Source organism: Streptomyces sp. NPDC057638, from assembly GCF_042800315.1.
GTDB lineage: Bacteria > Actinomycetota > Actinomycetes > Streptomycetales > Streptomycetaceae > Streptomyces.
This window is the reverse complement of sequence record NZ_JBHVHF010000143.1, coordinates 1-19,655: the sequence shown is the minus strand read 5'-3', so window position 1 is coordinate 19,655 and position 19,655 is coordinate 1. Positions and strand designations below refer to the sequence as shown.

At 71.9% G+C, this 19,655-nt stretch carries 18 protein-coding genes; 17 read left to right on the top strand and 1 reads right to left on the bottom strand.

The window, feature by feature from the left end:
- The first annotated feature begins 87 nt into the window (after window positions 1–87).
- Entirely contained in the window at window positions 88–585 is a 498-nt protein-coding gene (locus tag ACFVIM_RS19940) for a GNAT family N-acetyltransferase (RefSeq protein ID WP_384302952.1), read from the top strand.
- 60 nt (window positions 586–645) lie between these two features.
- Here ACFVIM_RS19940 and ACFVIM_RS19935 read toward each other — a convergent pair whose 3' ends face one another.
- Window positions 646–963, bottom strand: a complete 318-nt coding sequence (locus ACFVIM_RS19935) for a winged helix-turn-helix transcriptional regulator (RefSeq protein ID WP_384302950.1) — start codon at window positions 961–963, stop codon at window positions 646–648.
- A 63-nt stretch (window positions 964–1,026) separates the two neighbouring features.
- Between ACFVIM_RS19935 and ACFVIM_RS19930 the strand changes: the two genes are divergently transcribed.
- The 16 genes from ACFVIM_RS19930 to ACFVIM_RS19855 all read left to right on the top strand — a co-directional run bounded on the left by ACFVIM_RS19930 (window position 1,027) and on the right by ACFVIM_RS19855 (window position 19,384).
- On the top strand, window positions 1,027–1,890 hold the full coding sequence (locus tag ACFVIM_RS19930) for an NmrA family NAD(P)-binding protein (RefSeq protein ID WP_384302948.1): 864 nt from the start codon (window positions 1,027–1,029) through the stop codon (window positions 1,888–1,890).
- Between the two features lie 482 nt (window positions 1,891–2,372).
- Window positions 2,373–3,089 (top strand): GNAT family N-acetyltransferase, encoded by a 717-nt coding sequence (locus ACFVIM_RS19925; protein ID WP_384302946.1) that lies wholly within the window; start codon window positions 2,373–2,375, stop codon window positions 3,087–3,089.
- 190 nt (window positions 3,090–3,279) lie between these two features.
- Window positions 3,280–3,759 (top strand): VOC family protein, encoded by a 480-nt coding sequence (locus ACFVIM_RS19920; protein WP_384302944.1) that lies wholly within the window; start codon window positions 3,280–3,282, stop codon window positions 3,757–3,759.
- A 184-nt stretch (window positions 3,760–3,943) separates the two neighbouring features.
- Window positions 3,944–4,231, top strand: coding sequence for a DUF4287 domain-containing protein (locus ACFVIM_RS19915; RefSeq protein WP_384302942.1), 288 nt, complete (start codon window positions 3,944–3,946; stop codon window positions 4,229–4,231).
- Window positions 4,232–4,533: 302 nt separating this feature from the next.
- The gene (locus tag ACFVIM_RS19910) at window positions 4,534–5,439 is read left to right on the top strand and encodes a TauD/TfdA dioxygenase family protein (RefSeq protein WP_384302956.1); all 906 of its coding nucleotides are present in this window, start codon (window positions 4,534–4,536) and stop codon (window positions 5,437–5,439) included.
- An 87-nt stretch (window positions 5,440–5,526) separates the two neighbouring features.
- Window positions 5,527–6,354 carry an HpcH/HpaI aldolase/citrate lyase family protein gene (locus ACFVIM_RS19905; RefSeq protein ID WP_384302940.1) on the top strand — a complete coding sequence of 276 codons (828 nt, stop codon included), beginning with the start codon at window positions 5,527–5,529 and terminating at the stop codon, window positions 6,352–6,354.
- 159 nt (window positions 6,355–6,513) lie between these two features.
- Complete coding sequence (locus ACFVIM_RS19900; protein ID WP_384302954.1) at window positions 6,514–7,452, top strand: PLP-dependent cysteine synthase family protein; 939 nt, start codon at window positions 6,514–6,516, stop codon at window positions 7,450–7,452.
- A 220-nt stretch (window positions 7,453–7,672) separates the two neighbouring features.
- Window positions 7,673–9,652 carry an asparagine synthase (glutamine-hydrolyzing) gene (gene asnB, locus ACFVIM_RS19895; protein WP_384302938.1) on the top strand — a complete coding sequence of 660 codons (1,980 nt, stop codon included), beginning with the start codon at window positions 7,673–7,675 and terminating at the stop codon, window positions 9,650–9,652.
- On the top strand, window positions 9,649–10,842 hold the full coding sequence (locus tag ACFVIM_RS19890) for a PrpF domain-containing protein (protein WP_384302936.1): 1,194 nt from the start codon (window positions 9,649–9,651) through the stop codon (window positions 10,840–10,842). Before asnB ends, ACFVIM_RS19890 begins: the two co-directional genes overlap by 4 nt.
- Window positions 10,843–11,041: 199 nt before the next feature.
- Complete coding sequence (locus ACFVIM_RS19885) at window positions 11,042–12,478, top strand: acyl-CoA dehydrogenase family protein (protein ID WP_384302935.1); 1,437 nt, start codon at window positions 11,042–11,044, stop codon at window positions 12,476–12,478.
- Window positions 12,469–13,905, top strand: coding sequence for a dihydroorotase family protein (locus ACFVIM_RS19880; RefSeq protein WP_384302933.1), 1,437 nt, complete (start codon window positions 12,469–12,471; stop codon window positions 13,903–13,905). Before ACFVIM_RS19885 ends, ACFVIM_RS19880 begins: the two co-directional genes overlap by 10 nt.
- A 15-nt stretch (window positions 13,906–13,920) precedes the next feature.
- Window positions 13,921–15,177: an FAD-dependent oxidoreductase gene (locus tag ACFVIM_RS19875; protein ID WP_384302931.1), complete on the top strand. Its 1,257-nt coding sequence runs from the start codon at window positions 13,921–13,923 to the stop codon at window positions 15,175–15,177.
- Between the two features lie 11 nt (window positions 15,178–15,188).
- The gene (locus ACFVIM_RS19870) at window positions 15,189–15,767 is read left to right on the top strand and encodes an NADPH-dependent FMN reductase (protein ID WP_384302929.1); all 579 of its coding nucleotides are present in this window, start codon (window positions 15,189–15,191) and stop codon (window positions 15,765–15,767) included.
- A gap of 70 nt (window positions 15,768–15,837) precedes the next feature.
- Window positions 15,838–16,161, top strand: a complete 324-nt coding sequence (locus ACFVIM_RS19865; RefSeq protein ID WP_384302927.1) for a hypothetical protein — start codon at window positions 15,838–15,840, stop codon at window positions 16,159–16,161.
- A 280-nt stretch (window positions 16,162–16,441) separates the two neighbouring features.
- Window positions 16,442–17,128 (top strand): serine O-acetyltransferase EpsC, encoded by a 687-nt coding sequence (epsC, locus tag ACFVIM_RS19860; RefSeq protein WP_384302925.1) that lies wholly within the window; start codon window positions 16,442–16,444, stop codon window positions 17,126–17,128.
- A gap of 1,146 nt (window positions 17,129–18,274) precedes the next feature.
- On the top strand, window positions 18,275–19,384 hold the full coding sequence (locus tag ACFVIM_RS19855) for a cytochrome P450 (RefSeq protein ID WP_384302923.1): 1,110 nt from the start codon (window positions 18,275–18,277) through the stop codon (window positions 19,382–19,384).
- The last annotated feature ends 271 nt before the right edge of the window (window positions 19,385–19,655 follow it).

Below are 19,655 nucleotides of genomic sequence, written 5' to 3'. Positions count from 1 at the left end.
CCGGCCCCACCGGCCCCACCGTCCCGGTGTCCCGTGACCTCCAAGTGCCGTGGCACACAGGGACTTCGGCGATCTAGAGTCGTCTGCGTGATTGAAACCGAACGACTTCTGCTGCGCCCGCTGTCCCTGGCCGACGTGGACGCGTTCGTCGCACTCCACACCGATCAGCGGGTGAACCGGTTTGTCGGCGCCTACTCCTCAGAGCAGGCGCGGGAGAGGCTGGCCGGGATCGAGCGCCAGTGGAGCGAACGGGGACACGGCCTGTGCGCGGTCGAGCTGCGCTCGACCGGTGAGTTCGTCGGGCGCTGCGGGCTGAACTTCTGGGAGCCCCTCGATGAGGTGGAGCTCGGCTGGACCTTCAGGGCCGAGGTCTGGGGCCAGGGCTATGCGACCGAGGCGGCGCGCGCGTGCGCGGCGTGGGGATTCGCGACGCTGGACGCGGAGTACTTCACCGCCATGATCCATCCCGACAACACCGCGTCGGCGCGGGTGGCCGAGCGGCTCGGATTCACCCCGCGCCGCGATGACGTCCTGCTGGGCAAGCCCGTCACCGTCTACGCGCTCGACCGGCCCGCGCCGTCCTGACCGGCTCCGCACCAGGCCGCCCTACGGCCCCACGCGGGACCGGTCAGGGCGGCGTGGTGATCAGCGAGGCTGGGGAATGGCCGCGGCCCAGGCGGCCATGGCGTCCAGAACCTGACGCAGCCCCTCGCCCAGCGGTGTGAGCCGGTACTCCACGCGCGGCGGGATCTCCGGGTACGCGGTACGGGTGACGATCCCATGGGCCTCGAACTGACGCAGCCTGCTGGTCAGCGTGTGCGGGCTGATGCCGGGCAGTGCGTCGCGCAGCTCGGTGAAACGATGCGGTCCGCGCAGGAGCTCGCGCACGATCAGGGTGGCCCAGGGGCCGTTGAGCAGCGTCAGGAAACGGGCGACACCGCACTCGGGCAGGGGGGTGGTCATGGTGCGACGGTACCCCATTAGTGCAGTTGATGTAACCGGTGCACCCTGTGCACTAATGGCTCCATGCACTATGTCATCCATGGCGCCACCGGCGCCCAGGGAGCCCCCGTCCTCGCCGTCCTCGCCGCCGCGGGCAAGCCCGCGACGGCCCTCACCCGCACCGATCGCCCGGTCGCCGACGATGTACGCACGGTCAGCGCCGACTACTCCTCCGTGACCGATCTGACCCGCGCCTACCAGGGCGCGGCGGGAGTCTTCGTCCACCTGCCGCTCGCCTCGGAGCAGGACCGCCTCGGCTACGCCCGCAACATCGCCGCCGCCGTGGCCGAGGCCCGCCCCGCGCGGGTGGTGCTCTCCACCAGCGGCCGGATCGTCGCCGGTGCCGGCCACCCGCTGCTGGAGCCCGCCGACGGAGCCCTCACGACTCTGATCGAGGGCCTGACGGCGACCGGGGTGTCCTTCGCCGTGATCGAGCCCCGGCTCTTCCTGGAGAACCTGCTGCTGCCCACCGTCATCGGCGCGGCACGCGAGCGGGGCGAGCTGAGCTATCCCCTCCCGGCCGGGCTGCCCGTCTCCTGGGCCTCGCACCGGGACATCGCCGATGCCGCCGCGGCCCTGTTCGAGCGCCCCGACATCACCGGAGTCATCGAGGTCGGACAGGACCCGGCGATCACCGGTCCGGACCTGGCCGAGGCGCTCGGCGCCCGGTTCGGGCGCGCGGTCGCCTACCGGCCGATCACTCCCGAAGCCTTCGGCACGAGCGTCACCCCCCTGATCGGCGCGGACGCCGGCGCCGGAGTCGTCGGCCTCTACCAGGCCCTCGGCACCCTGCCGCACTACGCGATCACTCCCACCCGGTCCGCCCGGCGCCTGCTCGGCGTCACCCCGCGCACCACGGGGCAGTGGCTGGCCGACCTCGGCGTATGACCGCCACCTGACGGCGGTCCGCCGCCGGAAGGGGCGGATGGTGACCTGACACCGGGACCGCGGCGGGGATGACCTCGCGGTCCCGGTGCGCTCCGGGCCTCTGACTCTCCGGTACCGCTCCCGCACCGCCGCACCGTGATCCGATGGGCCCGGTCGTCCCGGACTCCCCTGACCGTACGGGGTGGCCGCGCCCTTCCACCGCGGGGACCGGACCGGGCCGGAGCCATACCGACCGGGTTCATCACCACCGTACGATGCGGTACTCGGCGGACCAGCCACTTTCCCCGGACGGGGGAGTGGTCGGCGCCACCGTCAGGTCAGCCCGCACGTTCACCGCACCGCTCTCGGGGCGGAGGCGCGCACGTCACCCCTGAGAGGTCACCATCACCGAGGACATCGACGTCCAGGTCTTCGCCGTCGCCCATCTGCGCCGCCGCCCGCAGGTGTTGGAGATAGGCGGATTCGTCGCCGGATTCGACCCCATGACCACCAACCCCTACATCAACTACGCGACCCCGCTGCCGGGCGCCCGTCCCGACGCGCGGGACGTCGGCGCGCTGATCGAGGCGTTCCGCGAGCGCGGTCTGATCCCCCGGCTGGAGTTCGCCCCGGACCGGGCCCCCGCCGCGGAACCCGCCCTGAGGGAGGCCGGTTTCCGTACGGAGGCGGTGCACGAGTATCTGATCTGCACGCCCGACACCCTGGCCGTCCCGCTGCTCGCGGGCGGGTCGGGCTGCGGTGCCGACGGCACCGCCCAGCCCCTCGGCCCCGTCGAGACGCCCGCGACCGATCACGACTACGCCGTGATCGACGCCGCCCTGTCGGAGGCGTTCGATGGTGAGTTCCCCCCGTCGCGGGAGGGCGCCGACCGGCTCCGGCGTACCCAGGAGAACGGCGGAGCGGTCCGGTTCGTCCGGGCCCCGGACGGTGACTGCGCCGGCGCGGGCTCCTGCTCGGCGACGGCCGCGGGCCTGTCGGAACTGGCGGGTGTGGGCACCCGTACGGCCTTCCGCGGCCGTGGTATCGCGGCCTCGGTCACCGCGGCCCTGACCGAGGCGATGTTCACCCAGGGCGCGGACGCGGTCTGGCTGGAGTACTCGGGCGAGGGGTCCCGCCGCGTCTACGAACGCGTCGGCTACCGGTGCGGCGGTACCCGCTTGTACCTCAGGCGTGAGGCTCCTGGGACGCCTGACGCTTGATGGCCGACAGCCTGGCCCTCATGGCCGAGCGCACAGGTGGGACGGCTCGCGGACGGCCGGACGGGGGACCGGGAGCGGGTCCCGGGGTGCCAAGCCGGTGGAGAGGGGAGAGGCTGGAGAGAACCGGATGAGAAGAGATGAGAGCGGACGGGCGCGGGAGCGCGCCCCCAACGCCAGGAGGGTGTGCGCGATGCCCCGGATCATTCCCAACCTGTGGTTCGACACCCAGGGCAAGGAGGCGGCCGAGTTCTACTGCTCGGTCTTCCCGAACTCCAGGATCACCAGGGTCACCCACTACGGCGAGTCGGGTCCCCGCCCGCCGGGCACGGTCCTGACCGTGGACTTCGAGCTGGACGGCCAGCGCTACACGGCGATCAACGGCGGCCCGGAGTTCACCTTCGACGAGGCGATCTCCTTCTTGATCGAGTGCGCCGACCAGGAGGAGGCCGACCGCTACTGGGACCGGCTGACCGCCGATGGCGGTGAGGAGGGGAACTGCGGCTGGCTGAAGGACAAGTACGGGGTGTCCTGGCAGGTGGTTCCCCAGGGCCTGGACGAGCTGATCTTCGCCGCCGACCCCGCCCGCGCCGATCGCGCGATGCGCGCCATGATGACCATGCGCAGACTCGACCTCGCCACCGTCGAGGCCGCCGCCGACGGTGGAACCTGACATCAGGGCTTGAGCCGCCGTGACGGGCCCTGGCGTGGGGCCTCGCACCTGGCCTGACACTCGCACCACTGCGCCGGCCGGTCCGGGCGCGGCGCGCCGAGAACCTCGGTCCGCTGTGGTGTAGTGACGTGCGGACGTCGTGCTGATGACCCATCAGGGACAGCTCAGAGAAAGCGAGGGGTGTATGTCCTTTCAGGCATATCTGGACAGCATCGAGCAGAAGACGGGACTCACACCCCGGCAGTTCATCGAGCTGGCCAAGGAGCGCGGCTTCGAAGGACCGGATCTCAAGGCGGGCCCGGTGCTGGAGTGGCTGAAGGAGGATTACGGCCTCGGCCGGGGACACGGCATGGCGCTGGTGCATGTCTTCAAGAACGGCGCGCAGATCTCCGACAAGCATGTCGGTTCGGGTGGGACACACGAGGACGAATCCAACACGCTGTGGCTGGACGGGAAGGACAATCGCCCCTGAGGGGCAGCCGGGGACAGTTCGACGGAGCGAGGCGAAAGGCATCGGTTTCCCGTGTGGGCGGGATCCGATGCCTCTTGTTCTTCTCCGGAGTTCGGCTGCGACTTCGGCTTGGATCGGCTCGGATCGACTTGGATAAACGTGCGCGGAATCGTAGTGGCGACTTCGGCAGGTCTTTGCGCTGATTTGTTCTTTGTTGCGGTGTGAGGGTGGGGAGTTGGTTGAGTGGGGGTGGGGTGGAGGGGGGCGGTGTTGTGGTTTTGCGGGGTGTGGTGGGGTGGGGTTGCGCCGCGTTGGTCGTTGGCGTGGTGTGGTGTGTTGTTGGTTTCGGTTATGGGTTTGGGGTGGTTGCTGTGTCGGGTTTCGGTGTGCGCCGTGTGGGTGGTCGTGTGGGTGCGGAGGTGGTGGGGGTTGATATCTCGGGTGGTTTGAGCGGTGAGGTGTTGGAGGGGATATTAGAGGCGCTTGTGGAGTTCAAGGTGTTGTTCTTTCGGGGGCAGGAGCTGACGGATGCGGGGCAGGTGGGGTTCGCGGAGTGTTTTGGGGTGGTGGAGGGGCACCCGTTGATGCGGTCGGTGGGCGGTGGTGGTGGGGTGTTGGCGGTGGATGGGTTGGATCAGCGGGCGGATCATTGGCATACGGATGTGAGTTTCCGCGTGGCGCCATCGTTGGGGACGACGTTGCGGAGTGTGGTGTTGCCGGAGTTCGGTGGGGATACGTTGGTGGCGAGTGGAGAGTTGGGGTATCGGGATTTGCCGCGGGAGTTGCGGCGGGTGGCGGATGGTTTGTGGGCGGTGCATACGAATCATGCGGAGCAGCCGAGGTTGGGGACGGCGCGGGGGGATCGGGTACGGGAGGAGTTTCTGTCGCGGCGTTTTGAGGCGGTGCATCCGGTGGTGCGGGTACATCCGGTGTCGGGGGAGCCGTGTTTGTTTCTCGGCGGGTTTGCCCAATGGTTTGTGGGGATGTCGATTCGGGAGTCGCGGGGTTTGCTGGATGTGTTGCAGGGGTATGTGCGGCGCCCGGAGAATTCGGTGCGGTGGAGTTGGCGTCCGGGCGATGTGGTGGTTTTTGATAATCGGTGTACGCAGCATTACGCGGTGAATGATTACGGGAGCCAGCGGCGGGTTCTGCATCGGGTGTCGGTGGCGGGTGAGGTGCCGGTGGGCGTGGATGGCGGGAAGAGTTACGCCCTGCGGGAGGGGGAGTGATCCCGGCCCCGTGGGGTGTGGGGAGTGGCTGGCGTCGGTGACGGGACGTCAGATATGGGTTCGCTTTCGGATGTGAGGGTCGGTGTGATGTCGAAGCAGAAGCAGAAGCAGCAAGCTGAGGTACCGGTGGCCGGTATGGATATGGCGGGTGTGGGTGGGTTTGTGGGGCGGTTGCGGGGGCGTGAGGTGTTGGTGGGGTACTGGGTTGCGGTGGATCATCCGGTGGTGACGGAGCGGTTGGGGCGGTTGGGTTTCGACTATGTGGGCGTGGATGGTCAGCATGGGGTGTTGGGGGTGGAGGGATGGCAGACGGCGATGTTGGCGGTGGACGCGGGGGGTGTGTCGGCGGGGTTGATCCGAGTGCCGTCGGTGGATCCGGTGTTGATCGGGGCGGCGTTGGATGTGGGCGCGCGGGGGGTGATCGTGCCGATGGTGGAGAGTGCGGCTGAGGCGTTGGTGGCGGTGCGAGCGTGTCGGCATGCTCCGGTGGGGACGCGGTCGGTGTCGGGTCCGGTGCGGGGGGCGTTGCGGTTGGGTGAGGTGCCGGGGGTGGTGGATGAGGGTGTGGCGTGTGTGGTGATGGTGGAGACACGGGGGGCCTTGGAGGAGTTGGAAGGGATTTGCGGGACGCCGGGGCTGGACGCGGTGTACGTGGGTCCGGCTGATTTGTCGGTGGCGTTGGGTGGGCGGTGGTTTGGTGATCCCTTGGTGGAGGGGGTGTTGGAGGAGGCGTTGGAGCGGGTGGTGCGGATGGCTGAGCGGTTTGGGATTGGGTGTGGGATTCATGTGGCGGATGGTGAGAGTGCGGCCCGGCGGTTGGCACAGGGGTTCACCTTCGCGACGGTGTCGAGTGATCTGACGCATGTGGAGCAGGCGGCGGCGGCGCATCTGGCGGTGGCGCGGGCGGCGGGGTGATTCCGGTGGTTGTCTCTGCCCCGGCTTTGGTGCCTGTGCCTGTCCCCGTGCCGGGGTCCGTTCCGGTGTCTGCTGCTGGGTGGGCACGCGTGGGCGTGTCGTGTTCCGTTCTGGTGTATGTCTGAGTCTGAGGGAGTGGTTGTGTCGGAGTCGGTGGTGATGTCTGGCGCGGGGTCGGTTGCCGGGGCCTGGGCTGGGTTGGGCGTGGAGGGGTCTGTCGGAGGGACGCCGCTGGTGGAGGTGGGGGTGAGTGGCTTGGGGTCGGTCCGGTTGTGGGGGAAGTTGGAGTCGATGAATCCGTTGTCGAGCGTGAAGGACCGGGCGGTGTTGTTCATGGTCCGGGCGGCGGAGGAGGCGGGGCTGTTGCCGGCGCGGGGCGGGACGGTGGTGGAGTGTTCGTCGGGGAGTACGGGGATTTCGCTGGCGGGGTTGTGTGCGCGGCGGGGACATCGGTGTGTGATCGTGATGCCGGATAACGCGAGTGTGGAGCGGCGGCGGGTGTTGCAGGAGTTGGGGGCGGAGGTGGTGTTGGTGCCGCATGGGGAGGGGTTGCTGGCGGCGTGGGCGTTCGCGGAGGAGTTCGCGAGGTCGGTGCCGGGGGCGTGGGTGCCGCATCAGGACCGTAATCCGGCGAATGTGCGGGCGCATTACGAGACGACGGGTCCGGAGATCTGGGCGGGTACGGGTGGATGTGTGGATGTGCTCGTGTGTGGGGTGGGGACGGGCGGGACGCTGACGGGGACGGCGCGGTTCTTGAAGGAGCGTCGGGGGGTGCATGTGGTGGCGGTGGAGCCGGCCCGGAGCGCGGTGTTGTCGGGCGGGGCGCCAGGGCCGCATGGGATTCCGGGGATCGGGGCGGGATATGTGTCGCCGATTACGGATGTGTCGTTGATCGATGAGGTGGTCGCGGTCGGGGATGAGGAGGCGGTGGAGTGCGCGCGGGAGGTGACGCGGGTGGTGGGGGTGCCGGTGGGGGTCTCGTCGGGGGCCGCCGTGTGGGCGGCGCGTGCGGTGGCCGCGGATCCGCGGTGGGCGGGGAAGACGATGGTGACGGTTCTCCCGGACAGCGGGGAGCGGTATCTGTCGGCAGGCCGCTGAGGTGTCAGCTGTCGCTGCTGGCCGGTGCTGGATCCGGTGACCAGGCTGGTGCTGGTGGTGTCTCTTGGTGTGCACGGGTGCGGTGTGGATGGGTTGCGGACTGGTGGGGTTGGGGGGGTGCGGGGGTCCGCCGGCCGGTTGTGACGGGTAACAGCGGGACCTGACCTGTTGTGCCGTGTTGTGTTGTGTTGGTTTTGGTCTGAGGGATGGTGTGTTGAGGATGTGCCGGGTGTACGGGTTCTGGAACACCGGGGTGACCCCGCATGTGCTGCGGATGGTCGGGGCGGTACAGGCCCATGGCGGGCCGGACGCGACCGGCATGGTCCAGGGCCCCGGGTGGGGGCTGGGCAGTAACCGGCTCGCGGTCGTCGGCCCGCTGGGCGGACGGCAGCCGTACGGGGATGACCGGGTGCGGGTGGTGTTCAACGGGGAGCTCTACAACCATCACGCGTTACGGCGGCGGCTGAGAGCGCGGGGGGTCGAGGTCCCTGATCCGTGTGACGGGGCGGTGCTGCCCGCGCTGTACCGGGAGTTCGGGGACGGGTTCACCGCGCTGCTGGAGGGGATGTGGGCGGTGGCGGTGGTGGACGGGCGAGGGGCGGTGCCACGGCTGCTGCTGGCGTGTGATCCGGCGGGGATGAAGCCGCTGTACTTCCAGTGGGATGAGCGGGAGCGGTCGCTGATGTTCTCCTCGGAACTGCCGGCGCTGCTGGCGTTCGGCCGCGGTCCGGGCCGGGTACGGGAGGCGGCGCTGGACTGGGTGCTGTCCACACGGGTGCCGCTGGGGGAGCGGACGGTGTGGGAGGGTGTGTCGGTCCTGGCGCCGGGCACGGTGTGGACCGCGGAGCTGGGGGGTGTGCCGCGGGTGCGGCCCGTCGACTCCACCGCCTCCGTCGACTCCACCGCCTCCGCCGGGGCGGACGCCTCCGGCCTGGCGGCGGCGGGGGTTTCGTCCGCGGGGGTGGACGGCCGCGGTGCCCCGGCTGGTCTGGTGGGATATCAGGACGACACAGCCGCGGCGCGCGGGGTGCGCGAGGCGCTGCGGGATGAGGTGGGGCGGCTGCTGGTGGCGGATGTCCCGGTGGCGCTGATCACGTCCGGGGGTCTGGACTCCAGCCTGGTGACCGCGCTGGCGGCCGGGCACCGCCGCCCGGTGGATACCTTCAATATCGCCTACCGCGGGGTATGGCCGTTCGACGAGCGGCATTACGCCCGCGAGGTCGCCGCGCACTGCGGTACCCGCCACCACCAGGTCGAGGTCGACCCCGCTGACTTCCCCGCGCTGCTGGAACAGACCATCTGGCATCTGGGACAGCCGAACGCGGACCCGATCGCGCTGGTGACCTACGCCCTGTTCCGGGCGGTACGGCAGGCCGGGTTCACCGTCGCGCTGACCGGGGACGGCGCGGACGAGGTGTTCGGCGGCTATGACCGCATGCGGACCGCCCTCACCGCAGCGGCGGGCGGATGGCGGTCCCCCCGGCCGAAGGCCGGGGGAGGGTGGGTGGCCGGGTACCTGGACGCCCTCGCCGCTGTCCCGGCCGCCGCGCGGGCCCGCCTGTATACGCCCGCCTACCGGGAACACACCGCCGCCGCCCCCGCGCTGCCCGCGCCCGCCCGCCATGACCTGCTGCACGGCCCCGGGACGGTCCTGCGGCGGATCATCCGGTTCGAGACCCGCTACCGGCTGCCCGCCTACCATCTGCGGCGGGTCGACCACCTGTCCATGGCCTCCTCCGTGGAGGCCAGACTCCCGTTCCTCCAGCCCTCCGTCCTCGCGGCGGCCCACGCGCTCAGCGACCGGCAGCGCGTGGACGGATCGAGGGCGAAACCCGTCCTGTACTCGGCCGGCGAAGGCCTGCTGCCCGCCTCCGTCCTCTCCCGCCCCAAACAGCCCTTCACCCTCCCGGTGACCGCGATGCTGCGGCCGGGCACCGCACTGTGGGAGTACGCCCGCGACCTGCTGACTCCCGACCGGATCAGCGCCGCGGGACAGCTGCGGCCCGCCGCCGTCAGCGCCCTGTTCACCGCCCAGGCCCGCCGCCCCGGCGACAGGGCGGCCCTGGCCCTGTGGACCCTGCTGGTCCACGAGGTCTGGCAGGAACAGTTCCGCACCGCTCCCCGACGGATCATCACCACCCACAGCACCCCTACCCGCACCACTGCCACCGGTGCCCCCGCCCTGGCGGTGGCGGCGTGATCGGGCACCTGGCCACCGCGCAGGGCAGCCCCAGCCCGACCTGTGTCCTGGACGCCCGCCGCCTGCCGCGGACCCCGGCCGCCCTGCGCGCACGCCTGGCAGAGCTCCGGCGTGCTCTGGTCGCCGCGGGCGCCGGACATGTCCTCAAGATCGCCCTCGTCGAACCATCCGCGCACCCCCTGTTCGACCTCGACTACCGGTTCGTCCAGACCCTGCCCTCCACCCCCGCCCCTTCCTCTGTCTCCGACCCAGGCCCTGTTCCCGACCCCGGCCCTGTTCCCGTTCCCGGCCTGGCCGGGAGTGACCGCCGGTCCCCGTCGCCGTACCGGGCGGGGGAGCGGCCGGCGGACCGGTTCGACCTGCGGGGCTCGTGCGGGCACTCGGCCCTGGCCGCGGTCCTGGCCGCGTCCCGCTCGGGCCTGCTGCCCCGTCTCACCCCCGGCGCCCGGGTCCGGGTCCGGGTCCTCAACACCGGCGACACCATGGTCTGCACCGCCGACCGGGCCGGTCCCGGCGGCGCCCGCTTCACCGCCACCTTCCTGCCCCCCGCCCCTGTCCCGCTGACCGGACTGCTCCCCGGCCGTACCCCCACCACCCTCCTCCACGCCCCCGCCACCCCCGCCGCTTCGGCCGTTCCCGCTGTTGAGGTGTCCCTGGTCGCCAGCTCCAACACGTACGCCTTCGTCGACGCCCGCGTGCTCGGTATCACCACCCCCACCGCCCTGTTCACCGCCGGCACCGCTGTGCTGGACCGTCTGGAGACCCTGCGCGCGGCCGCCGCCGCGTACCTGGGCCACCCTCCCGGCGGCGCCTTTCCCAAGATCGCCGCCGTACTGCCCGCCCCCGGCCACCAGATCGCCGCCCGTGCTCTGACCGTCCCCGGCTGGCACCCCTCCCTCGCCCTGACCGGTGCGCTCTGCCTGGCGTCAGCCACCCGGATCCCTCACACCGTGCCCTGGCGGATCGCCCGCGAGCACGGCATCGGCGAGGGACCCGTCACCCTCCTCACCCCCGCCGGACCCACCCAGGTCACCGCCGTCACCACACCCCCCACCACCCATAGCCCCGCCGCCCTGCGCTGGGCCACCGTCACCGGCAAACACGTCACCTTCCACGGCCCTCTCCCCCTCACCCCCCACCGCCTGCCCCAGGAGACCCCCGTATGCCCGCCCCTGCCCGCAGCGGCCTGACCCCCGCACCCCACGGGGCGGCACCCGCACCGCGCGGACACACCCCCGTACCGCGCGGGGCTCGCGTTCCGGTGTTCGTTCCCGCTTCCGTGCTCGTGTCTGTTCCCGTTCTTGTCGCTGTTCCCGCCGCCATGGCCGTGGCGGGGGCTGTGGCGTTCTCACGTTCCGTGTTGTTCGTGGATTGAAGGAGGTTGCCGTCATGTCCGGTGTTGCCGGTGGTGGTGTGACGCCGCTGCTGACCGCTGCTCTGCGTGACCAGTTGTCGAGGTCCGCGCGGACGCATGACGCGGTGGGTGAGCCCGATCGCGGTGTTCTGGCCGCACTGCGTTCCAGCGGGGTGCTGGGTACCGCCGTTCCCCGCCGTTACGGCGGGGCAGGGCGGGATATGGCGGAGGTCAACCGGATGGTGGAGGAGATCGCCGCGGTGAATCCGTCCGTCGCGATCATCGCGTTCCAGCACTGCGCGGTGACCGCCCGGATCATGGAGCACGGTACCGACAGCCAGCGCCGGTACTGGCTGCCGCGGCTGGCCGACGGCAGTGTTCTGGCCGCCTCGGCGTGGAGCGAGAGCGGCGCGGGCGCGGCCAAGCAGAACCTGGCCACCCGTGGCCGGTTACTGGACGGCGGACAGTGGCTCCTGGACGGGGCCAAGACGTTCACCACCGGTGCCGGTGTCGCCGATGTGTACCTCGTCCTGGCCCAGACCACCCCACCGCCCCCATCCCCGCCCCCACCCGTGCCCGTGGTGCCCCCCGCCCCGGTATCCACTCCCGCCCCGGATCCCGGTGCCGCGGCCGCCGGTGCCGCTGACCCTGATACGGGTGCCCGTGCCATCCCCGCCGCCTCCGCCACTGACGCGGGTGCCCCCGCCCCCGCTCCTGGTCCCGCCGTCCCGGTTGGCGTCTCCCTCCTTGCCGCCGCTGCTTCCGCTTCCGGCTCTGCCTCTCTCTCCGGGCCCGGTTCTGACGCTGACTCCGGTGCCGGTGCCGGTGCCGTTGCCGGTGCTCGTACTCGTACGGGGGACGGGAGCGGGGGCGGGAGGATCCGGTACGGCGCGGACGGGCAGACGTTCTTCCTCGTCGAGGCCACCCGGCCCGGGCTGCGCGCGGAACTCGGGCTGGACCTGACCGGGATGCGGGCCTCCGCGACCGGGCTGCTGTCCCTCAACGGTGTCCCGGTCCCCGACACCCACCGTCTGGGACCGACCGGGCAGGCCGCCCGGATCATCGCCGGCGTCCGCGGCAGCGGGGCCACCCTCGCCGCGGTCGCCGCCGGGATCGCGCAGGCCGCGTTCACCCTCGCCCTCGACCACGCCCGCCGCCAGCGCCTGTTGGACCGGCCCCAGGTCACCCACCGCCTCGCCGACCTCGCCACCCGCCTCGCCAGCGTCCAGGCCATCGTCGCCCACACCGGCGCCCGTACCTCCGCCGACCCCCACCTGACCACCCTCCACAGCAAACTCCACGCCAGTACCGCCGCCGAGGAGATCTGTCTCGACGTCGCCCGGATGCTCGGCTCGGCTGGCTACCGCGACGACGCGCCGATCAGCCGTCTGATCGCCGACGCCCGCGGGATCGCTCTGATGGGCCCCACCAACGACCTGTGCCGGGACCTGGTGGCCGCGTCATGGACCTGACCTCCGCTCCCGCCCCCGCCGCTGCTCCGGATCTCGTCGTCAGCGGCACCCGCCTGGTCACCCCCGACGGTGTCCGCCCCGGGCACCTCCACATCCACGCCGGCCGGATCACCGCCCTGACCGCCACCGACACCGCACCCCCCGCCACCCCCAGGATCCACGCCGCCGGTGCCTACGTCCTGCCCGGACTCATCGACACCCACGTTCACTTCCGCACTCCCGGCCTGACCCACAAAGAGGACTGGGAACACGGCAGCCGCGCCGCCGTCCGAGGCGGCGTGACCTGCGTGATGGACATGCCCAACACCCTCCCGCCCACCCTCACCCCCGACGACGTCCTCGCCAAAGCCGCCCACCTCCCCGGCCACTCCCTGGTCGACGCCCGCTTCCACATCGGCCTCGACCCCCGCCGCCCCCACGCCCTGGCCACCCTGGATCCCGCCATCGCCACCAGCGCCAAGATCTTCATGGCCGGACACCACACCGCCCCCACCGTCGTGGACGATCCCGCCGTCCTGGACACCGCGTTCGCCGCCGCCGCCGCGGGCGACGTCCAGCTCGTCCTGCACGCGGAGGACGGCCGCCTCAACACCCTCCTCGACCACTGGCAGGGCGACCCGCCCGCCTACGGCGACTATGAACGCCACCGCCCCCGCACCGCCTCCATCGTCGCCGTCGCCCGCGTCATCGACCTCGTACGGCGCCACGGCACCCGCGCCCACATCCTCCACCTCTCCAGCGCGGAGGAAGCCGACCTCGTCTGCGCCGCCCAGGCCGCTGGCCTTCCCCTCACCTTCGAAGTCACCGGCCACCACCTGTCCTTCACCGACACCGACACCCAGCGCCTGGGCGCCCGCACCCGTCTCTCCCCCTCCATCCGCGCCCAGCGCGACCAGGACCGCCTCTGGCACGCCCTGGCCCAGGGTCAGCTCACCACCCTCGGCAGCGACCACGCCCCCCACACCACCGCCGAGAAGACCCGGCTCCCCGCCGCCGCACCCCCCGGCCTGCCCGGCGTCCAGGAACTGGCCACCGCCGTGTGGACCGGTATGCGCCGCCGCTGGCCCGACGAAGACCCCGACACCGCCATCACCCGCCTGGTCCGCCATCTCGCGACCCGGCCCGCCGACCTCTTCCGCCTCCCCGGGAAAGGCCGCCTGGCACCCGGCGCCGACGCCGACCTCGTCCTCTTCGACCCCCACACCCCCTGGATGCTCACCGCCGCCGACATCGCCAGCAAATGCGGCTGGTCCGCCTACGAAGGCTGGACCTTCACCGGACGCGTCCTGCGGACCCTGCGCGCCGGACACACCGTCTACGACGCCGCCACCCAGACCTACGGCCCTTACACCGGCCGCTTCCTCACTCCCACCACCCTCTTAGCCAGGGCGACCGCGACCGTGCCCGCCACCGCACCGCGACCGTGACCCGGAAGGCCTGACATGCCCAGAAAACGCACCATCGTCATCGCCGGAGGCGGGATCGCTGGACTCGCCTGCGCCGCCGCCCTCGCCACCCGTGGCACCGACGTCACCGTCATCGAACGCGCCGGACAGATCGGCGCCACCGGCTCCGGACTCGTCCTCTACCCCAATGGCATCCGCGCCGCCACGGCCCTGACCGCCACCACCGGACCCCGCCTGCGTACCCTCGGCCGGCCTACCCGCCCCGGCGACACCCGCACCCTGATGGACGCCGACGGCACCATCCACGCCGAAGAACCCCTCACCCCCGTCGGCAGCCAGATCCCCCTCCTGCGTACCGCCCTGCACCGCACCCTCCTCGACGAAGCCCTCACCGCCGGAGCCGCCGTCCGGCTCGCCACCACCGTCACCCACTACACCAACCACCCCACCCACATCACCGCTCACCTCGCCGACACCACCACCCTCACCTGCGACGCCCTCATCGGCGCCGACGGCATCCACTCCGCCATCCGCGCCCACATGCTCCACGACGGCCCGCCCCGCTACCGCGGCTACACCTCCGTCCGCGGCCGTACCACCGGCTCCCGCCTCGGCCAGCGCGCCTACGTCGTCAACGGCCGCGGCATCCAGCTCTTCATCGCCCCCGTCGGCCACGACACCCTCTACTGGACCGCGAAAATCACCGCACCCCAAGGACACTGGCCCGCCCTGGGACCCGCCGGGGCCCACCGCGCCCTCCTTGACGCCCTCGCCTCGTGGCACCCGCCCATCACCCACCTCATCCGCACCGCCGACCCCCACGACATCGTCGTCACCGATATCCATGACCGCGACCCCGCACCCCGCTGGACCGACGGCCGCGCCGCCCTCACCGGCGACGCCGCCCACCCCATGGTCCCCGCCCTCGGACAGGGCGCCAACATGGCCCTCGAAGACGCCGCCGTCCTCGCCGCCGTCCTCGCGGCCCCCCTCCCCGTCCCCGACGCCCTCGCCGCCTACGCCCGCCAGCGCATGGACCGCACCGCCGCCACCGTCCTCGCCTCCCGCGCTCAGGGCACCCTCGATCAGGGCGCCGACGATGCCACCGCCGACGCCCGCACCACTCACATCAACACCACCGGCCGCAAAGACTCCACCCCCCACCACCTCCACACCTGGCACCCCCCGACCACCGTCACCTCCACCTCCAACCCCGTCCCCGCCGTCCCCGTCCCCGCCGGGGCGCGCCCCGCGCCCCGCACCCACCGGCCCCTGACCGCTCCCCGCCCCTGAGGACACCCACCATGAGAACACCTCACATCGTCATGATCAGCGGCTCCCTGCGCCCCGGCTCCACCTGCGACCAGATCGCCCACTGGTGCGCCGAACGCTGCGCCGAACACGGCGCCACCACCCGCGTCTTCACCGGCGCCGACATCGACTTCCCCGCCTACCGCCCCGACCTCGCCCACCCCGCCGTCACCGACTACCTCCACCAGTTGCGCACCGCCGACGGCGTCATCCTCATCTCACCCACCTACCACGCCACCCTCTCCGGCCTCCTCAAAAACGCCCTCGACTACGTCAACGACCTCACCACCCCCGTCCCCTACCTCGAAGGCCGCGCCATCGGCACCGTCGCCGTCGGCTCCGCCGCCCAGGGTGCCGTCTCCACCCTCACCGCCCTGCGCACCATCGCCCACGCCCTGCGTGGCTGGCCCACCCCCGTCGGCGCCGCCCTCTCCCGCGTCCCCGAACCCCCCGCCGCCACCGCCGAACCCACCCCCGACGCCGCCCGCCTGGCCGACCTCGTCTCCCAGGTCCTGTGGCTCGCCTCCCGCACCACCACTCCCGCCCCCGTACCGGTCGGCGCCGCCGCCTGACCCCTTCCACCCCCGCCCTTCTCTCGTCCGGACCCTTCGATCAGGGCCCGGAGCAGGAAACGGAGACACCATGCCCTCGCCCGCCCACCCGCTGACCGCCCGCCTCGGACCCGTCTGGCGCGACGCCAACATCCGCTCCGGACCCTCCCTCACCAGCCCCGTCATCCGCCTGGACCAGCCCGGCCACGTCCCCCACTACACCGCCGACGCCTTCGCACACGGCGACGAGGTGACCGAGGACCAGCACCCCGGCGGCCTCATCACCAGCGCCGTCTGGTTCCGCCTCACCACCGGCGGCTGGTCCAGTGCCGTCAACTTCGACCCCGCCACCATCACGGCCCTCCTCGACGGCGCCGCCACCGTCACCCCTCACCCACCCCACACCACCCCCTGACCCCCCATCACGCCCGCCTGCCTCCCCGGCGGCCGAACCGACCCGTAGCAGAACGGCGCCCTCATTCCGGCACCGCGCTCCCCGGCGGGCTCGCTGCTCCGGCTTCTATGTACTGTCGCTGGCCGCGCTCTTGAGGCCGCGGCTCCTTGTGCCTGGCGCTGTGCCCGGTGGCGCATCGCGCGCCCTGTCCCTGCTACTTCCTGAACTCCCTGAATCTCCTTCATTCCCGGCCTGCTCTGGGCGGGTCGGGGCCGCTGCCTGCTGAAAGGAGCTGGACCTCATGGCCTCTCCCTCCGCCCTGTCGCGCACCCTGATGGAGGACTGGTCCACCGCGGTGGCCCGGGATCCGTCTCTCACGAGCCGCTGGCAGGCACTGGGCCACCCCGGCCTGTCCGCGCTGTGGGTACACCGCATCGCTCACCGCCTGGAACAGCGGCGTCTGCGGACCCCCGCACGGTTCCTCGCCCGCGCCGCCCGCCGCCGTACCGGGGTGGAGATCCATCCCGGCGCCACCCTGGGCCGCCGGGTCTTCATCGACCACGGGGCGTCTGTCGTCATCGGCCAGACCGCTGTCGTCGGCGACGACGTGACGCTCTACCACCAGGTGACCCTCGGCGCGGTCGGCTGGTGGACCGACAACCAGCGTCCCCCCGGCGCCCGCCGCCACCCCGTGATCGGCGACGGTGTCGTCCTGGGCGCGGGCGCCACCGTCCTGGGACCCGTCACCATCGGCGACCACGCCCTGATCGGCGCCACCGCCACCGTCACCGGCGACCTGCCGCCCGGCGCCCGCGTCTACGCCGCCCGCCCCACCATCCACACCGCCCCCGCCCCCACTTCCGGCGAGCCCCCCAGCACCCTCGGCGCTCCTGGCGTTCCCGGTACCTCCGGTGTTTCTGGCGCCGTCGGTTCCGCTGCGCCGGGGTCCGATGCCATACGGTCCCTCGCCTCCGCGGGGTCCTGGTGACCACCTAGGCTTCCGCGCGGGCCCCCGCCCCCGTACAGGTAAACGGGCCCGCACAGGGAGGGCCTGTGCTGGGAAGGGGACCGTGGCTGGGGAGGTGCCGGGTCCGCGCTGGTGTGTCGCTGGCAGTGCCGGGGACCTCATCGGCGTGACACCCTCTGGTGTGGGTGACCCCGTCGGCGCTGTCCCGGGTGCCGAGGTTCTGGCGGAGAACAGAGGGGCGGACCTGTTCACCAGCAGCGGGGACCGGGCTGCCCTGGCCTTGCTCTGTGGCGCTGAACAGCGCGATGGCGTGTCCTTCGGCGCTGCCGTCGTCGAATCCCACCTCCGGTAGTGCCGGTAGGGTCCCTGACCGCCCGGTGTGCCCGTCGTGGCGGCCAACGCGTCGTCGCCTTGGCTGGCAACCGGCCGAACGCACCGCGGTTCTCGCCGTGCTGGGCGCTCGTATCATCCGGGTTCCCACCGCCGGTTTCCCCGGCGCGGCTGCCGCTGCCGAACACCTCGCGGCCACCCGCCCCGGTACCTGGTACGTACGCCAGCACATCAACCCGGACTGCGTCCGCGCCCGCTCTCACAGGTGGGTGTTGTTGTGGTTGGTCTCGGGGGTTGTGGTTGGTGTGATTGGTGGGTTGGGGGTGGGTTAGCGGTGCAGCGGTTGGCGGCGTGGCCGTTCCAGTGTCCGAATCCGGCTGCGTCTGAGTAGGCGTAGCGGAGTGTGCGCTGTTCGTGGAGGCAGCCGTTGTCTGTGCGTCATGTTCTGTGCTGGGCGTTCCGCACTCTCACGTTCCGTGGTGGGTGGTGGGTGCTTCGTGTGCTGTGTTTCGTGCCGGTGCCGGTGCCGGTGCGGTGTTGGTGTTGGGTGACATGGCGAAGTCTGTGTGTGGTGGTGGCGGCGGGGCCGGTTTGTGCAACTCGCTCTGGCTGTACGCCCTCTGGCGGCGGATTCTGCCTGTGGCACTCTCCCGGGAGAAAGGCGTAGTGATGGACAGCGCGTGTTCGGCGGTGGAGCCTGTACCCGTTCTGCCTGCGGGTTCCGGTGATGCCGGGGCCCGGGTATGGCGGCTGCTGGGCGCCCGGGTCCATACCGATCCTTACCCTCTGCTGAACTGTATCCGTGAGGGTGGTCCGGTCTGGCTGTCGCCCACGACTGTGGTTCTGTCCGCGTATGAGCACTGTCGTACCGCTCTGGCCGTCACCGTTCCCGACACCGTTCCCGTCGCCGGGGGCGGCTGCCCGCATGCCGCCGCCGGGCTGCGCCGCCGTCTGCGGGACGCTCTCACCCCCCGTACGCTGGCCGCTTTGGTGCCTTACCTCCGTGACCGTGTCGATGACCGTTTTGACTCGGTCGCCGCCCGTGGCCGTCTCGACGCCGTCAGCGATCTCGCTCACCCTGTTCCGATGGCCGCGCTGACCCACCTGCTGGGCCTGCCCGCCGCCGACGGCCCCTGGCTGCACCGCCGTGCCCTGGCCCTGGCCCCCGGCTTTCCTCTCCCGCTTCCCACCCCTGGGCCGCATCCCTCATCTGCCGCTGCCGGGTCGTATCTTCCGCCTGCCGCGGCCCTGGGTGTGCGTCGGCCGCTGCGGCGTGGCGCTCTTACCCCTCACCAGGCCGCCCGCGACCTCGACGCCTACCTCACCACGCACCTGTGCCCCAGCGGCGCTCTGTTCACCGGGACCGGCACACAACCCCCGCCTCCCGCTGAGGCCGCCGCCACCGCGCGCTTCCTGCTCACCTCCGCCTACCTGAACACCGCCGCGCTGGTCGCCGCCGGGGTCCTCGCCCTGCTGCGCGCGCCCCACGAGACCCAGGCCCTGCGCCACGACCCCTCCCACGCGCCGTATGTGGTCGAGGAGACCCTCCGCCACGATCCCCCGCCGCAGATCCTCACCCGCCGCGCCACCACCGATCTCGACCTTGACGGCCTGCGCATCCCGCGCGGTACCCTGCTGCTGCTCCTGCTCGCCGCCGCGCACCGCGACCCGGCCGCCATCTCCAGCCCGGACCTGTTCGCCGCTGACGGCATCTCCCCCCACCTGGCGTTCGGCACCGCGTCGCATACCTGCCCGGGCGCCTCCCTGGCCCGTCTGATCGCCGAAACCGTCCTGGTCCGCTTCGCCCAGCGCATCCACGGCCCCCGCCTCGCCCTGGGTACTCCCTCCTACCACCCCACCCCCTACCTGCGGGCGCTGCGCGCCCTGTGGGTCGGCATGGACGGCGTCGCCTCCCGCGAGGTGCCCTGGCACCAGAACACCACCTGACCCACCACCCACCACCCGGGACCGGCCGCTCACCATCCGCCGCCCGGGGACGGTCCGTTCCGCCACCCGCTGCCTGGGACCGGCCGTTGACCGTCCGCTGTCGGGGGATGGTCTGTTCTGGCTCCGGGCCTGTCCTGGCCGGGCGGTGTGCGGCGGGCCGTGGTCCGGGCGGGGCTGGGTTTCCGCCCGTGTACCGCTGCGGCGGCGCGCCTGCGGGGACCCGGCCTCGCTGTCCGCTCAGGTGAGGTGCCCGGCCGGGGAAGTTCCCGGC

Excerpts from the sequence above, each read along its gene's own strand:
- ACFVIM_RS19935 (WP_384302950.1), bottom strand. The coding sequence starts at position 963 with ATGACCACCCCCCTGCCCGAGTGCGGTGTCGCCCGTTTCCTGACGCTG.
- ACFVIM_RS19930 (WP_384302948.1), top strand. The coding sequence starts at position 1,027 with ATGCACTATGTCATCCATGGCGCCACCGGCGCCCAGGGAGCCCCCGTC.
- ACFVIM_RS19925 (WP_384302946.1), top strand. The coding sequence starts at position 2,373 with ATGACCACCAACCCCTACATCAACTACGCGACCCCGCTGCCGGGCGCC.
- ACFVIM_RS19920 (WP_384302944.1), top strand. The coding sequence starts at position 3,280 with ATGCCCCGGATCATTCCCAACCTGTGGTTCGACACCCAGGGCAAGGAG.
- ACFVIM_RS19915 (WP_384302942.1), top strand. The coding sequence starts at position 3,944 with ATGTCCTTTCAGGCATATCTGGACAGCATCGAGCAGAAGACGGGACTC.
- ACFVIM_RS19905 (WP_384302940.1), top strand. The coding sequence starts at position 5,527 with ATGTCGAAGCAGAAGCAGAAGCAGCAAGCTGAGGTACCGGTGGCCGGT.
- ACFVIM_RS19900 (WP_384302954.1), top strand. The coding sequence starts at position 6,514 with ATGTCTGGCGCGGGGTCGGTTGCCGGGGCCTGGGCTGGGTTGGGCGTG.
- asnB (WP_384302938.1), top strand. The coding sequence starts at position 7,673 with ATGTGCCGGGTGTACGGGTTCTGGAACACCGGGGTGACCCCGCATGTG.
- ACFVIM_RS19885 (WP_384302935.1), top strand. The coding sequence starts at position 11,042 with ATGTCCGGTGTTGCCGGTGGTGGTGTGACGCCGCTGCTGACCGCTGCT.
- ACFVIM_RS19880 (WP_384302933.1), top strand. The coding sequence starts at position 12,469 with ATGGACCTGACCTCCGCTCCCGCCCCCGCCGCTGCTCCGGATCTCGTC.
- ACFVIM_RS19875 (WP_384302931.1), top strand. The coding sequence starts at position 13,921 with ATGCCCAGAAAACGCACCATCGTCATCGCCGGAGGCGGGATCGCTGGA.
- ACFVIM_RS19870 (WP_384302929.1), top strand. The coding sequence starts at position 15,189 with ATGAGAACACCTCACATCGTCATGATCAGCGGCTCCCTGCGCCCCGGC.
- ACFVIM_RS19865 (WP_384302927.1), top strand. The coding sequence starts at position 15,838 with ATGCCCTCGCCCGCCCACCCGCTGACCGCCCGCCTCGGACCCGTCTGG.
- epsC (WP_384302925.1), top strand. The coding sequence starts at position 16,442 with ATGGCCTCTCCCTCCGCCCTGTCGCGCACCCTGATGGAGGACTGGTCC.